This window comes from Vibrio eleionomae (assembly GCF_009874545.1).
GTDB classification, from domain to species: domain Bacteria; phylum Pseudomonadota; class Gammaproteobacteria; order Enterobacterales; family Vibrionaceae; genus Vibrio; species Vibrio nitrifigilis.
Genome location: NZ_WEKT01000047.1, coordinates 1 through 14,486 on the forward strand (window position 1 = coordinate 1; position 14,486 = coordinate 14,486).

A 14,486-nucleotide genomic window follows, 5' to 3' on the forward strand; every position below is an offset into this window, starting at 1 on the left:
CACCAGTAAAAATCATAACGTTTTATGCAAGAATTTATTTCTTAGTATAACTTTCAATTTAGAACCATTAACCGAGATCACGTTCCCTGCAACCTCGGTTAACATCTTAATCATTGAGTGCTAATGTTTTATCGACTAAATACCAGCGCCTTCAAAGAAGCTTGCTCATCAATATCTTTATATTCCGGTGGGTTTTCAAGACGGTATTGAAATAAAAGCTCGGGGGCTTGCTCTTTCATTCCATCAATGAGGAAATCGCAAGTGACTGCCGGAGAGTTAACACAAGCCAACACAACCCCATTCTCACTCAGTAACTTTGGTAAACGACGTAGAATTTTTTGGTAGTCTTTCGTCAGGGCAAAACTGCCTTTTTGGAACGAGGGTGGATCAATGATAATTAAATCATAAGGTCCCGATTTAGTAATCTTACCCCATGATTTAAAAATATCATGTCCCCAAAACTTCACCTGCGCCAAATTATGCTCATTGAGTTGATGGTTATCACGACCTTTTGCTAAGGATGATTTTGCCATGTCGATATTAATGACTTGGTCTGCGCCACCAGCAATTGCTGCCACAGAAAATCCACACGTATATGAAAAGAGGTTTAATACATTGGCGTCTTGCGCATGCGCTTTTACCCAGTCACGGCCTAATCGCATATCCAAAAACAGGCCCATATTTTGATTACGCCCTAAGTCGAGTTGATATTTTAATCCCGACTCAATCACTACTGGACGCGAATCAAGCTCACCCACCACGACTTGAGATGGCGCTCCATTGGCATAGCGATGTTGTAATAAAATTGCGGTCCCATTACGTTGTAACCAAATATCACTTTGAGCAAACTGTTCAAGCCCTGCGATGAGTTGTGCGGAAAAATCCTCATCTACGGCTTTAAACAAGCTAACGACTAACTGACCTTGCAACCAATCACAGGTTAGTTGTTCTAAACCAGGCCAACAACGACCACGCCCGTGGAATAAACGACGAACTTCGTCAGGAACCTCTCCCAGTTGCTGCGTAATATGAGCAAAAAAAGTCGGTAAGGCGCTAGTCTGCATGCCTTCGTCGGTATGAGGCAGATCGTGCATAGGTGTTCCTTTATTAAATAAATACGTTTAGGCGTTTTTGATTTGAGGCCAGGGTAAATCCCATGGTGTTAGCCACTGATTAAGCCCCTCATTGACCACACTTTGATGCCACAATTGACCACATTGAGCAAACTCTCTTGGATCACAAATGAAAGAAAACGGCTGGTTTTGATACACAAAACGGATGGCAAAAGCATGAAGGTAACCGCGTTCAGCATCACTCGCAGGGTTATAAATGGGGTCGCCCACAATGGCAGATCCGACTGATTTCAGTGCAACGCGAATTTGATGTGTCTTACCGGTATGAGGTTTACATAAAAACAAGCGCTGACCATTATCAGCGGCCAAAGAAAAAAACTGTGTAATCGCGGGGTTATTGTGAGAGGCACTTAACTTCCAACTTGAGCGACGTGAACGCTCCATATCACCTTTCACTAATCCCTGTTTCTTCTTCGGCTTTTTACTACCAATCGCTAGATAGAACTTTTGAATTTCACGATTAGCAAACTGCTGTGCTAACTCACTTGCCGCAGTTGAAGAGCGAGCCAACAAAAGAATACCAGAGGTCATTTTATCGAGACGATGTACCAAATAGAGCTTTTTATCGCCGGTGTACTTCGCCACTTCTTGCATGAGCATAACGTCACCGTCGTCTTTATGAACTGAGACGCCTGGATGTTTATTGATAACGATAAAATCGCTATGGGTATAAATAATATCGAACATAGAACCTCTTAATAACAGCGCGCCAATTATACCCAAATGATCGCAATATGCGAGACAGCACATGCTAATGTTCGTTTGACTGCATGATGCATCACAGCCAAGATCAAAAAAAGCTGCCTTGTCAGACAGCTTTTGGATTTGTGTCGCTCTACTTACCGTTAAGCGAAAAATACCAACAACATCAAAATTGGACAAACAACACGAACGTATGTTGGCCAAATTTTCCAGAACAAACTTTTTTCGATTTCTGGGTAGCCTTGTTTTAGCTCAGTTAAAATCTGGTTGCGGTTCCAAATCCACCCCACTATTAACGTAATTAATAATGCGATAATTGGCTGTGAATAGACCGTTGTGAAATTAACCACGAAACCAAATAGCAGGTTAAAGTTAGTCACAATCGCTGCTGATGCAATAATCACGACCCCACCAATAAGTAACACTGCTTTATTCCGACTGATCTTTAACTCTTCAGTCGCACAAGAAACTGGCACCTCAAGCATCGAAATTGACGATGTTAATGCTGCGATAATCATCAGTAAGAAGAAAACTGCACCAACAACAGCCCCCATCTCTCCCATCGTATCGAACAGCGCAGGCAGTACAGTAAACACGAGCGTGTCTGAGTTTAACAGTGTACCGCTATCTGAGAAAATTTGTACACCATGATGTTTTGCGACAAACATTGCAGGGAGAACCACCAAGCCTGCGATAAAAGCAACACCTGTATCGATCAATGCCACTTGAGCAGCCGTTTTAGGAATGTTGGTGTCTTTTTGTAAGTAAGAGCCATACGTAGTCATGACACAGACACCCAGTGACAACGAGAAGAAGGCCTGCCCCATTGCACTGACCACCAACTCAGGCGTCAAATGCGAGAAATCTGGAACTAAATACATTTTTAACCCTTCAAGCGAACCGTCTTGAGTGAAAATGTACACAGTCAGTAAACCAAATAATACAAACAGCAGTGGCATTAAACGCGTGGACCATTTCTCAATACCATCAGCGACACCACTGCGAACCACATGCATGGTCAGCAGCATGAAAATAACCATTAATACTAAGTTACGTTCAGTACCAAATGTCGTTAGCCAATGGCTTTTATCCGCCAAGCCCACCAAGTTCAATGAACTATCTGCGAATGATCCCATCAACCAGCCAGCAACGATTGAGTAAAAGCTTAGGATCAATGACACGACGATCAGTCCACCAATTCCGAGAACAATCGCAAAGGCTTTACCTTTAGGCCATGCACTTCTAAATGAACGAATCGCGTTCGATTGACCATAGCGACCAATAGTCAGCTCAGCGACCAACATCGGAAACGCTAACAAAAAGACCATGATAAGATAAACAAATAAAAACACTGCACCGCCGTTACTGGCTGCCTGAGTAGGGAATCCCCATACATTTCCCAGACCAACAGCCGATCCTGCAGCTGCCATTATAAAACCAAATCTTGAAGAAAATTGGCTTCTCGAACTACTTGCCATAAGTGTTACCAAATAGGTTGTGTTTGTAAGTAAAAGTGGATGAGAGTGCTGAAATTTTAAGTGTATACTATTTTTTACACCTTAATTAAAAAGGAGTCGCACTCCGTAGGTGGTAAGTAGAACAGTTAGTCGATAGAATTGGAAGCCCACTCTTTATATTTTTCTGTTTATATCCACAAAAGACCGTTTAATCGCTGGATTTTTACACATTACCGATATCAAACATTGCACTTAGCCTTTTTAGCAAACACATTATTTGGTGCAAAAATATAGTCAACCTACTCCATACTCACCCAGTATCAGTAGCTATTTCAACTCAGTATCACAACCTAAATACTGAAACTGGCGTAAGTTGATATACTCACGGTAGTCTTCCTCTACTATAGTATTGGATTTACTATCCTAGTTTGGACTCACATGAACATCGGAATGCATGGATAAGATTTATCACATACTGACTTTGGTCGGAATCGCCATCTATTGGCTACTCGTTGCCGGTGTAACATTACGCGTCGTTCTTAAACGCAAAGCGGTTAGTGTTTCATTATCATGGCTAATGATTATCTATATTTTGCCGATTGTAGGGGTGTTTTGTTACTTCCTATTTGGCGAACTGAATCTTGGACGTAAAAGAGGCGAACGAGCCAAAGTCATGTTTGCACCTTTCGAAGAGTGGTTTCGTTCGCTCTCAGATTGCCAAGCTCACTTGCCCCAAGGCATGGGCGCCCATATAAAAAAAATCGATGAGCTTTGTACTCACCGCATGGGGATTCCGGCACTAAGTGGGAATCATCTGACGTTACATAATTCCCCCAATGACATCCTCTACTCGATCATTCATGACATTGAATCTTCGACGAGTACTATCCATATGGTTTTTTATATCTGGCACCCGGGAGGATTGACCGATGCCGTAGCATCTGCATTAATTCGAGCAGCCAAGCGGGGCGTTGAAGTTAAATTACTACTTGATTCAGCAGGCAGTGCTCGCTTCTTTCGCAGTCATTGGGTAGACATGATGCGCGATGCAGGAATTCGCCTCATTGAACAGATGCAGGTCAGCCCTTGGCGCATTTTCTTAAACCGTTTGGATCTACGTCAGCACAGAAAAATCATTGTTATCGATGACAAAATTGCGTATACAGGGTCTATGAACATGGTTGACCCAGCTTACTTCAAGCAAGATTCTGGAGTTGGGCAATGGATAGATGTCATAGTCAGAATGACAGGCCCTGCTGTAAATGTGCTTGCCGCGATTCATGCTTGGGATTGGGAGTTTGAAACAGGTGAACGTCGCTTACCCAAAACACCAGAATGTTTAATTGGCCCGAGCGATCCCCACCACCCAATTCAAGTGGTGCCATCGGGTCCAGGTATGCCGGAAAATTTGATCTCCCAAGTGCTTACTTTGGCGATGCATCAGGCAAAAACATCAGTGTGCATTACCACACCTTATTTTGTCCCGAGTGCAGATTTATTAGCGACACTAAAAATGACCGCCCAACGAGGCGTCTCTGTCGATATTATTCTGCCTGAAAAAAATGATTCGTTTATGGTCAAATGGGCATCTCGCTCATTTTACGGTGAGCTGCTTGATGCGGGAGCGACCATTCATGAGTTCAACGGTGGATTACTGCATACAAAATCAGTCGTTATTGATCAAAAGTTTTGTTTAATTGGGACCGTCAATATTGATATGCGTAGCCTGTGGCTCAATTTTGAACTGACGTTAGCGGTTGACGATAAAAGTTTTACCCAAGAACTCTATCGTCAACAACAAGAATACATTAAACAATCGCATCAAATCGAGTATTCCAAGTGGCGTACTCGCTCTTTGGGCCACCGTTTTTTGGAGCGCCTCTTCTATCTATTTAGCCCATTATTGTAATTGGACTTGCATGTCTGGCGACACCATGTTTTAAATGTTCATTATTTTCACTTATTTATCAGACAAGGACCGCAAATGTCAGAAGGCAAAAAGACTCAGTTCGTCACCGCAGGCCGCAATAAAAAATGGACTAACGGTGTAGTCAACCCGCCTGTACAGCGTGCGTCTACCGTTGTGTTCAACACAGTAGCAGAGAAAAAACACGCCACCGTAAACCGCACAAATAAGACCCTATTTTATGGACGTCGTGGCACAACGACTCACTTTGCTTTGCAAGAAGCAATGACAGAGCTTGAAGGCGGCGCGGGTTGCGCACTTTTCCCATGTGGTGCAGCCGCGATCACTAACACAATTCTTTCTTTTGTTAGTGCTGGTGACCACATTCTAATGGTCGACACTTGCTACGAACCAACCCGTGATTTCTGTGAAATCATGCTGAAAAAATTAGGTGTAGAGACCACTTACTATGACCCATTGGTAGGTGAAGGCATTCGCGACCTCATCCAGCCAAACACAAAAGTATTATTTACTGAATCTCCTGGCTCTATCACGATGGAAGTGCAAGATGTTCCCGCACTAGCCGCTATTGCACACGAACACGATATTATTGTCATGCTCGATAACACATGGGCTGCCGGTGTGAACTTTGACCCATTCGCCCACGGTGTCGATATCTCTATCCAAGCAGCGACCAAATACATTGTTGGTCACTCAGATGTCATGCTTGGTACGGCTGTTGCGAGTGAAAAATACTGGGATCAGCTGCGTGAACAAAGCTACTTAATGGGTCAATGTGTATCTCCTGATGATGCTTACCTTGCTCTACGTGGCATCCGCACGTTAGGTGTTCGCTTACAGCAACACGGTAAAAGCAGTTTAGAATTAGCACAATGGTTAGCTGAACGTCCTGAAGTGGACCATGTGCGTCATCCAGGTCTTGAAAGTTGCCCGGGGCATGAGTTCTTTAAACGCGATTTTACAGGTGGCAATGGCCTGTTCTCGATCGTTTTAAAACAAAGCGATCCAAAAGCGACGACAGCACTGTTAGATACCGTTGAACATTTCAGTATGGGCTATTCTTGGGGTGGTTTCGAAAGTCTGATTCTTGCCAATGAACCAAGTAGTTTTAACGCGCTGCGTACACTATCTAATCCAAACTTTGAAGGTACGTTACTACGTATTCACGTTGGTTTAGAAGACCTTGATGATTTGAAAGCGGATCTAGAAAAAGGCTTCGCGGCATACAATGCTGCGCTCGCATAAAGACCAGTAATATCACTTCATCTATATACCCAAATGACCTCAAGATGCAGGATTCAGAGCTTCATCAACGAGCCTAGGTCAAGCTCAATCACGGCAGGAATGGTCATTCCCTTTTAACGTGATTGGGCGTAGAAATAGGTTTGTTGATGAGCTCCCAAAGGGCGAGTTGTATTCGCTCCTAGGCGGTGTTACTGATTTTCAACGTAGAATGACTATGTCTTCAAATCAGTGCCTTGCCTAAGAGCGAATGACAGCCCACTAAATGGTCATTGACCATGCCAGTTGCTTGCATGAGAGAATAACAGATGGTTTCGCCCACAAACTTAAAGCCGCGTTTTTTTAAAAACTTGCTCATCTGTTTCGAAACATCAGTAGAGGCCGGTACTTGTTCCATTGTGGTCCACTGATTGACAACGGGTTCACCATCAACGAATTGCCATAAGGCATTAGCCAGTGAACCAAATTCCTGTTGTAAAGATAAAGCCGCTTTTGCATTCGTAAATACGGAAGCAATTTTAAGGCGATGCTTTATCACATCATAGTGAGCGATAATCGAATCGATATCTGCCTCACCCATAGCCGCTAATACAGTTAAATCATAATCTTTGAACGCTTGTCGATAACCTTCGCGTTTTTTTAACACCGTAATCCAGCTTAACCCAGCTTGAGCACCTTCTAAGGTAATAAATTCAAACAAGGTTTGGTCTTCAAATACTGGTTTACCCCATTCTTGGTCGTGATATTCGCGTTCTAGCGGATGTTTCATCGCCCACGCGCATATCGAGGACGAGGCTGATTCTTGTGACATGAAAACCTCACTTTTGACTACAGTTTATTAAACTCGCGATTCACTTTATAAGCATCAGAGGTGAGATAAGCTTCGAGTTCTTGTACTTTTTTTTCCACATCAATGAGATCAGCGTCAATCGCTGTCAGTAATTGCTTAGCGGTTTTCCCTTGCTCCCAAGGTTTACTCTTAATGGTGTGCTCTTGAGCATAAATCGGTTCACCATAAGGCTGTTTTTCTAACATCAGTGACAAAGCAATATAGAGCAGAATAATTAAGAAACCACCGCCGAGTAACGTTGCAGATACGACGAGAATACGTACTAACCATATTTCTAAACCAAAGAAATTGGCGACACCAGCACAAACCCCAGCAATTTTTCCATGGCGAGGGTCTTTATACAGTGAAGATCTACTCATAACGAGATCTCCAGTTTGGTGTTTCTACATCTAAAATTCGCTCTAGTGTTTCGACCCGCGTTTGCAGTTGACGAGCTTTATCTGTTAGTTGATGAAGCTGTTCATAATCTTCATGGCTCAACGCATCATTAAAATTACGTTTACTGCGGTAATGCAGAAATAGCCATAATGGTGCCACAATTAACAGGAACACCATCAAAGGACCTACCATAAATACCGACACCATATCTATCCCCTATTCCTCTGGTTGCGCTGGTTTGTTATTCAGTTGTTGTTTGAGTTTCGCCAGTTCATTATCAATCTCATCTTGAGCTTGCAGCTCTGCAAATTCTTGATCTAACGTTTTTTTGCCTGTTGAATGATAAAGGTCAGCTTCCGCTTCAAGTTCGTCTATCCGTCGTGAATATTGATCAAATTTAGCCATAGTGGCTTGCGCCTTTTCGGCCGTTAGATGCTTCTGTACATCGCGACGACTATGAGCCGTTTGATTACGAACGATGAGCGCCTGTTGCTTCGCCCGAGTCTCAGTGATTTTACTCTCTAATTTACTAATTTCACTGGTCAATTTATCAATATTATCCTCGACGAGCGTATATTCGTTTTTTAATCCTTTTAATACTTCCTCCAGTTTCTGCTTCTCAATAAGTGCACCACGTGCAAGATCTTCACGCTGCTTCGACAATGCTAAGCATGCTTTTTCTTGCCATTGTTCAATCTGAGTGGCCACATTATCAACTTTACGTTGCAACTCTTTTTTATCAGCGATTGATCGTGCTGAATGTGTCCGCACTTCAACCAGCGTGTCTTCCATTTCTTGAATAATCAAACGAATCATTTTTTCAGGATCTTCTGCTTTATCCAGCAATGCACTGATATTGGAATTCACTATGTCGGCGAAACGAGAAAAAATACCCATGATACGGCCCTCTGACAGGTTTATGAAACAATCGAACAAAGAACAATCAAGTTATGTGCCAATAATAAAACCATCATAAAATCAATATATTAAAAACTACCACTTGTATTTCCCTCTACAAGTAGTAACTTAATTGACCATTAAATGGTCAAATTAACCATATAATTGGTTAAATTTACCATATTCGATAATTTCCCTTTTGATCCTAGATAAGGAGTTCACGATGCAGCAAACTCTGGTCGGTGAATCACCATTATTTCACGAGGTATTAGATAAAGTTTCTCAACTGGCTCCAGTAGAACGCCCAGTACTCATTATCGGCGAACGCGGCACAGGTAAGGAATTAATTGCCCAGCGACTACATTACTTGTCTAAACGTTGGCAATCTCCACTGCTCACCTTAAATTGTGCCACGTTAAGCGAAGGACTGATTGATTCAGAACTATTTGGTCACGAACCTGGTGCCTTTACCGGCGCCAAAGGACGTCACCTTGGTCGATTTGAACGTGCAGAAGGGGGATCATTATTTTTGGATGAACTCGCCACAACGCCAACCATAGTCCAAGAGAAATTACTGCGAGTGATCGAATATGGCGCCTACGAACGTGTTGGCGGTCATACGCCTTTAACCTGCGATGTACGACTCATTTGCGCCACTCACGCAGATTTACCCCAGTTAACTCGTCAGGGCCGTTTTCGGGCTGATTTACTCGATAGGTTAGCGTTTGACGTTATCAACCTTCCTCCACTCAGGACGCGACAACAAGACATTCCACTGTTGGCGGAGCATTTTGCGATCAAAATGTGCCGTGAATTGGGGCGATCATATTTCTCAGGATTTAGCCACAATGTAATGGCAGAACTCCTACACTATCCATGGCCCGGTAATATCAGAGAACTAAAAAATGTGGTAGAGCGCGCCGTTTATCAACACACGGATTTCGATACTCCGGTTAACCAAGTGGTCTTCGACCCATTTAAAACCTCTTGGCTCGTCCCTTCTTCTTCACATAGCCCTGAACGTACCGTTTGCTCTCAGTCAATCACACCCACGGTGAATAATATGGAGCCGCCATTAACGGAACCCGAAGACGATAAGCCGCCAACGCCAACTCTCTTTTTATCTGACCAGACAAGCGATGAAGATTTGCCCGTTTTACCGGTAGATTACAAACAGTGGCAAAGGAACGCAGATATCCGTATTGTTAATCAAGCTCTCAAAATGGCTAAGTTTAATCAAAGGCATGCCGCTGATTTGCTAGGTCTGAGCTATCATCAGTTTCGAGGGATGTTAAGAAAATACCAAATCAAAACAGATTAATGGCGATTTTCAGGCAGTGGATCAGCTTTCAACTAATTCACTTGGTTTCATGGAATAAAAGATGGTAAATTAGCGAGATTTTGGGGCAATATTGTAAAGTAACGCCTCGTTTCTCATACGTATTTTCGATATGAAAGCATTAATAAAACTGACGTTAAGTATCTGCATCATTGCGTTATTAGCAGGATGCGATACCAAAAATAGCCACAGCGGCATCCGTAAGAGCGGCTTTATCTATTGTGGACAAAGCAATTTGACCACGTTCAATCCGCAACTGGTCGATAGTGGTGTTACTGTTGATGCTCTCAGCCCACAAATTTATAACTCGTTATTGACGTTAGATCCTGAAACGCTGCAACCTAAACCAAGTCTGGCAACAAGTTGGTCAGTCAATAAAGACGGCACGGAATACATCTTTCACCTTCGTCACAATGTCGCCTTTCAAACGACAGATTGGTTTACGCCAACACGGCCAATGGATGCTCAAGACGTATTATTCAGCTTTCGTCGTATTATTGATGCCATCAACCCTTACCATTATGTCAATGACGGAATCTACCCTTGGTTCACAGGTTTAGATTTTCAAAATTTGTTAGTTGATGTCCAAGAACTCGACAAATATACCGTTAAATTCACCTTAAGCCGTCCAGACAACAGCTTTATTGCCAATATTGCCACACCGCATGCCGTTATTCTCTCGGCGGAATATGCGCAACAATTGCTGCTGAAAGACGAGAAACAACAAATCGATAGCCACCCAGTTGGCACTGGCCCTTTTTACCTCGATGATTATCAACCGCACGATTATGTTCGCTTAAAACGCAATCCAAACTATTGGAATGGCGTCGCTAAAATGAAGCAGGTTGTATTTGATATTTCTCAACGCGGTACGGGAACACTAGCCAAACTGTTACGTAACGAATGTGACGTGCTAAACGCACCGATTGCTAGCCAAATTCCGACCATTAAGAAACAAACGGATGTGACTCTCACGTCTAAACCAGCGATGAATGTGGCGTTTATTGCGGTCAATACCTCTCACCCTGCGTTAAATGATGTGCGAGTGCGTAAAGCCATTAGTTACGCCATCAATCGACAAAATATCCTCGATTCCGTGTTTTATGGCACAGGCAGTATTGCTTATAACATCTTGCCGCCTAACTCTTGGGCATACCAAAAAGACAGTTCACAAATTCGCTATGATAGGAATTACGCGTTGGGATTATTACGCGCCGCAGGTTATGAAACAGGCTTAGAATTAACAATGTCTGTACCTTTAGAGCCACGTCGGTATAATCCCAGCCCACGCAAAGCGGCTGAGTTAATCCAATCAAATTTAGCCGATATTGGCATAAAGCTAACGTTGATACCGGAGGATCGCCTCAACAGAACCGAAATCGCCGACAAAGAGAATATTGATCTGTTCTTAACAGGCTGGGAGGGCACCACCAGTGATCCTGACAGTTTTTTAAGACCTCTGCTTTCTTGTGATGCAAAACGCGCAGGGCTCAATTACTCTATGTGGTGTAATAGCGACTTCGATTTCTTGTTAGATTTGGCGTTAGAAGTCAATCGTCCCCGCTATCGTCTCAACCTGTATAAACAGGCACAAAACATATTAAATCAAGAGTTTCCCGTGATTCCTTTGGCCCATGGCATGCAATTTAATGCCTACAATAAATCCTTAACTGGACTGCATATGACTCCGTTTAGCGTCGAACCCTTCAACACTGTTGAGAGGATAAGTAACTAATGTTTATTTATGCCGTTCGACGCTTCAACCTGTTCATTATTACCCTGCTAATCCTAACGTTGGTTGGGTACAATTTATTGCGCCTTGACCCCATTTCGCCTTGGGCACAGCAAAGCTTCTGGTCTGGATGGGCGATGTATGTCACTGAATTAACCCATCTCAATTTTGGTGTAGCGAAAAACGGTGAGCCGATCGTCTCTCAACTGGCAATGGTTTTCCCAGCTACGCTAGAACTGTGTGTTATCGCCTTTTTATTTTCGCTTTTTATTGGCATTCCGCTCGGAACAATTGCTGGGATGAAACAAGGGAAATGGGTCGACACTGTCATCAAATTTATCTCAATGTCGGGCTATTCTGCACCTATTTTCTGGGTCGCGCTGATGATGATCATGGTGTTTTCTTTACAGTATCAATTCTTCCCTGTCTCTGGTCGTTATGATCTTTTGTACGACGTGAAACGAGTGACCGGTTTTTCGCTGATTGATGCGTTTCTAGCCAGCGGAGAATTTCGTAATTATGCGTTGCAAAGTGTTATCGAACATATGATTTTGCCGTGTTTAGTGCTCGCAATTTCACCGACAACCCAGGTGATAACGCTAATGCGTACTTCAGTATCTGAAGTGATGTCGCAAAACTATATTCGTGCCGCTCGAATTAAAGGTTTATCGAATTTTGAGATAGTGACTCAACACGTGTTACGCAACGCGATTCCACCTATTGTCCCTAAATTTGGCGTGCAGCTTTCGAGTATGCTCACACTGGCTATCGTAACCGAATCTATCTTCGATTGGCCCGGCATTGGCCGCTGGCTATTAGATGCTTTGTCAAGCCAAGATTACGTTTCTATCCAAGCTGGCGTTATTGTCATCGGGGCATTAGTTCTCACAGCCATTATTCTGTCGGATTTGATTGGTGCTATAGTAAATCCGTTAGTAAGGAAGGAATGGTATGCTAACAAATAACGTCTACCAAGAAGAGCATATCCCAACGCAATTTCAGCGTTTCTGGCGTAGCTATCGTAACGATAAACTCAGCATGTTCGGCCTGTGGGCTTTTTTACTCTTGGTGTTAATTACTATTGCCTCTTTTTGGATTACACCTCACGACCCTCATGCACAAAGCAGTAACTTATTGCTACCACCATCATGGGAACCCACTGGAACAGTGGATTATTTCTTTGGTACCGACGATTTAGGGCGTGATATCTTATCACGTTTGATTGATGGCACTCGCCTCACGTTTGGCGCGTCGCTGCTGATGACCATATTGTCGGCTGTAATTGGCTGTAGCATTGGATTCTTAGCAGGTATGACACGCGGTTTAATTTCTAGTACGTTAAACCACTTATTTGATACCGTTATGTCTATCCCTTCGTTATTGCTAGCGATTATTTTTGTTGCTTTCCTTGGCTTTGGTGAATTTAACGTCTTGCTCGCTATTGGGTTGGCGTTGATTCCCCGTTTTATCCGTTCGGTTTACATCGCGGTGCATAACGAAATCGAAAAAGATTACATCATGGCTGCGCGGCTTGATGGGGCAACCGATTTTTATCTTTTCTGGCACTCCATCTTACCGAATATTTTGGCCTTGATTGTCGCTGAATTTACCATGGCAGTGACTGTGGCTATTTTGGATATTACGGCACTGGGTTTTCTCGGGTTAGGCGCACAAGCACCAAGCACTGAATGGGGGGCAATTCTAGGAGATTCCGTGGAACTGATCTATTTAGCGCCATGGACAGTGACATTACCCGGCATCGCTATTATGGTCACTGTTATTATCATCAACTTGGTTGGTGATGGCGTTCGTCAATCTATTAATGCAGGAGTCGAATAATGCCAATCCTTGATATTCGTCACCTTACGATTGAAATAGACACTCCCCAAGGCATCGTTAAAGCGGTCGACCGAATGAGTTTGACCATGACGGAAGGAGAAATCCGCGGTCTCGTGGGTGAATCCGGTTCAGGGAAAAGCTTGGTTGCAAAAGCCATTGTTGGAGTGACGAAAGAAAACTGGCGTGTGACGGCCGATCGGATGCGATTAGGTAATATTGATTTACTCCAATTAACGGCCAAAGAACGTCGCCGAGTCATCGCGCGCGATATCGCGATGATTTTCCAAGAACCATCAACCTGTTTAGACCCTTCCGATGAAGTCGGTAAGCAGTTGATCGAGTCTATCCCCTACCGCACTTTTGCAGGTCGGTGGTGGAAGCGTTTTGGCTGGCGTAAAAAACAGGCCATCGCTTTATTACACAAAGTGGGGATTAAAGACCACAAACGAGTGATGGAAAGTTATTCCTATGAGTTGACCGATGGTGAATGTCAAAAGGTCATGATCGCGATGGCGATTGCAGCCAAACCCAAACTTTTGATTGCAGATGAGCCGACTAATGACCTTGATCCTATTACTCAATCGCAAATTTTGCGCCTTTTGAGCCGGATGAATCAGGTCAATAACACCTCAATTATGTTGATTGGGCACGATTTAAATACCATTACGCAGTGGGCGACTCGCATTACCGTTATGTATTGTGGTCAATCGGTCGAATCTGCAGAGACTGCGCATTTATTAGAATACCCTAAGCATCCCTATACCGTTGCTTTACTAAAAGCGATGCCTGATTTCAGCGATTGGATTCCACCAAAGCAAAAATTGCAGTCGCTTCCTGGTTCTATTCCTCCTCTCCAACACTTACCGATTGGTTGTCGATTAGGTCCTCGCTGCCCTTACGCTCAACGACAGTGTGTTGAAGTTCCGCAAACTCAATGGGTGAAAAATCATAAGTTTTCTTGCCACTTTCCACTGAATATGGAGTAACTAA

The 14,486-nt window shown here is 43.4% G+C and carries 14 protein-coding genes; 7 read left to right on the top strand and 7 right to left on the bottom strand.

Going from position 1 to position 14,486, the window contains the following annotated elements; all coding sequences use genetic code 11:
• Positions 1-128: 128 nt before the first annotated feature.
• From F9817_RS18490 to F9817_RS18500, 3 genes are all read right to left on the bottom strand, one after another.
• Complete coding sequence (locus F9817_RS18490) at positions 129-1,064, bottom strand: class I SAM-dependent methyltransferase (RefSeq protein WP_161157686.1); 936 nt, start codon at positions 1,062-1,064, stop codon at positions 129-131.
• A gap of 57 nt (positions 1,065-1,121) precedes the next feature.
• Complete coding sequence (locus F9817_RS18495) at positions 1,122-1,820, bottom strand: TIGR01621 family pseudouridine synthase (protein ID WP_161157650.1); 699 nt, start codon at positions 1,818-1,820, stop codon at positions 1,122-1,124.
• A 158-nt stretch (positions 1,821-1,978) separates the two neighbouring features.
• Positions 1,979-3,313: a sodium-dependent transporter gene (locus F9817_RS18500; protein ID WP_161157651.1), complete on the bottom strand. Its 1,335-nt coding sequence runs from the start codon at positions 3,311-3,313 to the stop codon at positions 1,979-1,981.
• A gap of 433 nt (positions 3,314-3,746) precedes the next feature.
• On the opposite strand from F9817_RS18500, the gene cls reads away from it, so the two are divergent.
• Together cls and F9817_RS18510 are read left to right on the top strand one after the other, a co-directional pair.
• A complete protein-coding gene (cls, locus tag F9817_RS18505) occupies positions 3,747-5,201 on the top strand; it encodes a cardiolipin synthase (protein ID WP_161157652.1) in 1,455 nt (484 codons plus the stop codon).
• A gap of 75 nt (positions 5,202-5,276) precedes the next feature.
• Positions 5,277-6,464, top strand: coding sequence for a cystathionine beta-lyase (locus F9817_RS18510; RefSeq protein WP_161157653.1), 1,188 nt, complete (start codon positions 5,277-5,279; stop codon positions 6,462-6,464).
• Positions 6,465-6,684: 220 nt separating this feature from the next.
• On the opposite strand, the gene F9817_RS18515 is transcribed toward F9817_RS18510, so the two are convergent.
• From F9817_RS18515 to pspA, 4 genes are read right to left on the bottom strand one after another with little or no spacing between them, the layout of a single operon-like run.
• Positions 6,685-7,272, bottom strand: coding sequence for a DNA-3-methyladenine glycosylase I (locus tag F9817_RS18515; protein WP_161157654.1), 588 nt, complete (start codon positions 7,270-7,272; stop codon positions 6,685-6,687).
• A gap of 17 nt (positions 7,273-7,289) precedes the next feature.
• Positions 7,290-7,670 (bottom strand): envelope stress response membrane protein PspC, encoded by a 381-nt coding sequence (gene pspC, locus F9817_RS18520; protein WP_161157655.1) that lies wholly within the window; start codon positions 7,668-7,670, stop codon positions 7,290-7,292.
• A complete protein-coding gene (gene pspB, locus F9817_RS18525) occupies positions 7,663-7,896 on the bottom strand; it encodes an envelope stress response membrane protein PspB (RefSeq protein ID WP_161157656.1) in 234 nt (77 codons plus the stop codon). Before pspB ends, pspC begins: the two co-directional genes overlap by 8 nt.
• A gap of 9 nt (positions 7,897-7,905) precedes the next feature.
• Positions 7,906-8,586, bottom strand: a complete 681-nt coding sequence (pspA, locus tag F9817_RS18530) for a phage shock protein PspA (RefSeq protein ID WP_161157657.1) — start codon at positions 8,584-8,586, stop codon at positions 7,906-7,908.
• Positions 8,587-8,809: 223 nt separating this feature from the next.
• On the opposite strand from pspA, the gene pspF reads away from it, so the two are divergent.
• The 5 genes from pspF to F9817_RS18555 all read left to right on the top strand — a co-directional run bounded on the left by pspF (position 8,810) and on the right by F9817_RS18555 (position 14,482).
• Positions 8,810-9,907 (top strand): phage shock protein operon transcriptional activator, encoded by a 1,098-nt coding sequence (gene pspF, locus F9817_RS18535; RefSeq protein WP_161157658.1) that lies wholly within the window; start codon positions 8,810-8,812, stop codon positions 9,905-9,907.
• A 130-nt stretch (positions 9,908-10,037) separates the two neighbouring features.
• A complete protein-coding gene (gene sapA / locus F9817_RS18540; RefSeq protein ID WP_161157659.1) occupies positions 10,038-11,660 on the top strand; it encodes an ABC transporter substrate-binding protein SapA in 1,623 nt (540 codons plus the stop codon).
• Entirely contained in the window at positions 11,660-12,622 is a 963-nt protein-coding gene (locus F9817_RS18545; RefSeq protein WP_161157660.1) for an ABC transporter permease, read from the top strand. Before sapA ends, F9817_RS18545 begins: the two co-directional genes overlap by 1 nt.
• The gene (locus F9817_RS18550) at positions 12,609-13,496 is read left to right on the top strand and encodes an ABC transporter permease subunit (protein WP_161157661.1); all 888 of its coding nucleotides are present in this window, start codon (positions 12,609-12,611) and stop codon (positions 13,494-13,496) included. Before F9817_RS18545 ends, F9817_RS18550 begins: the two co-directional genes overlap by 14 nt.
• On the top strand, positions 13,496-14,482 hold the full coding sequence (locus F9817_RS18555; protein ID WP_161157662.1) for a peptide ABC transporter ATP-binding protein: 987 nt from the start codon (positions 13,496-13,498) through the stop codon (positions 14,480-14,482). Before F9817_RS18550 ends, F9817_RS18555 begins: the two co-directional genes overlap by 1 nt.
• The last annotated feature ends 4 nt before the right edge of the window (positions 14,483-14,486 follow it).

What these genes read in the sequence shown, in the direction of transcription:
- F9817_RS18490 (WP_161157686.1), bottom strand. Translation starts at nt 1,064, where the DNA reads ATGCAGACTAGCGCCTTACCGACTTTTTTTGCTCATATTACGCAGCAA.
- F9817_RS18495 (WP_161157650.1), bottom strand. Translation starts at nt 1,820, where the DNA reads ATGTTCGATATTATTTATACCCATAGCGATTTTATCGTTATCAATAAA.
- F9817_RS18500 (WP_161157651.1), bottom strand. Translation starts at nt 3,313, where the DNA reads ATGGCAAGTAGTTCGAGAAGCCAATTTTCTTCAAGATTTGGTTTTATA.
- cls (WP_161157652.1), top strand. Translation starts at nt 3,747, where the DNA reads ATGGATAAGATTTATCACATACTGACTTTGGTCGGAATCGCCATCTAT.
- F9817_RS18510 (WP_161157653.1), top strand. Translation starts at nt 5,277, where the DNA reads ATGTCAGAAGGCAAAAAGACTCAGTTCGTCACCGCAGGCCGCAATAAA.
- F9817_RS18515 (WP_161157654.1), bottom strand. Translation starts at nt 7,272, where the DNA reads ATGTCACAAGAATCAGCCTCGTCCTCGATATGCGCGTGGGCGATGAAA.
- pspC (WP_161157655.1), bottom strand. Translation starts at nt 7,670, where the DNA reads ATGAGTAGATCTTCACTGTATAAAGACCCTCGCCATGGAAAAATTGCT.
- pspB (WP_161157656.1), bottom strand. Translation starts at nt 7,896, where the DNA reads ATGGTGTCGGTATTTATGGTAGGTCCTTTGATGGTGTTCCTGTTAATT.
- pspA (WP_161157657.1), bottom strand. Translation starts at nt 8,586, where the DNA reads ATGGGTATTTTTTCTCGTTTCGCCGACATAGTGAATTCCAATATCAGT.
- pspF (WP_161157658.1), top strand. Translation starts at nt 8,810, where the DNA reads ATGCAGCAAACTCTGGTCGGTGAATCACCATTATTTCACGAGGTATTA.
- sapA (WP_161157659.1), top strand. Translation starts at nt 10,038, where the DNA reads ATGAAAGCATTAATAAAACTGACGTTAAGTATCTGCATCATTGCGTTA.
- F9817_RS18545 (WP_161157660.1), top strand. Translation starts at nt 11,660, where the DNA reads ATGTTTATTTATGCCGTTCGACGCTTCAACCTGTTCATTATTACCCTG.
- F9817_RS18550 (WP_161157661.1), top strand. Translation starts at nt 12,609, where the DNA reads ATGCTAACAAATAACGTCTACCAAGAAGAGCATATCCCAACGCAATTT.
- F9817_RS18555 (WP_161157662.1), top strand. Translation starts at nt 13,496, where the DNA reads ATGCCAATCCTTGATATTCGTCACCTTACGATTGAAATAGACACTCCC.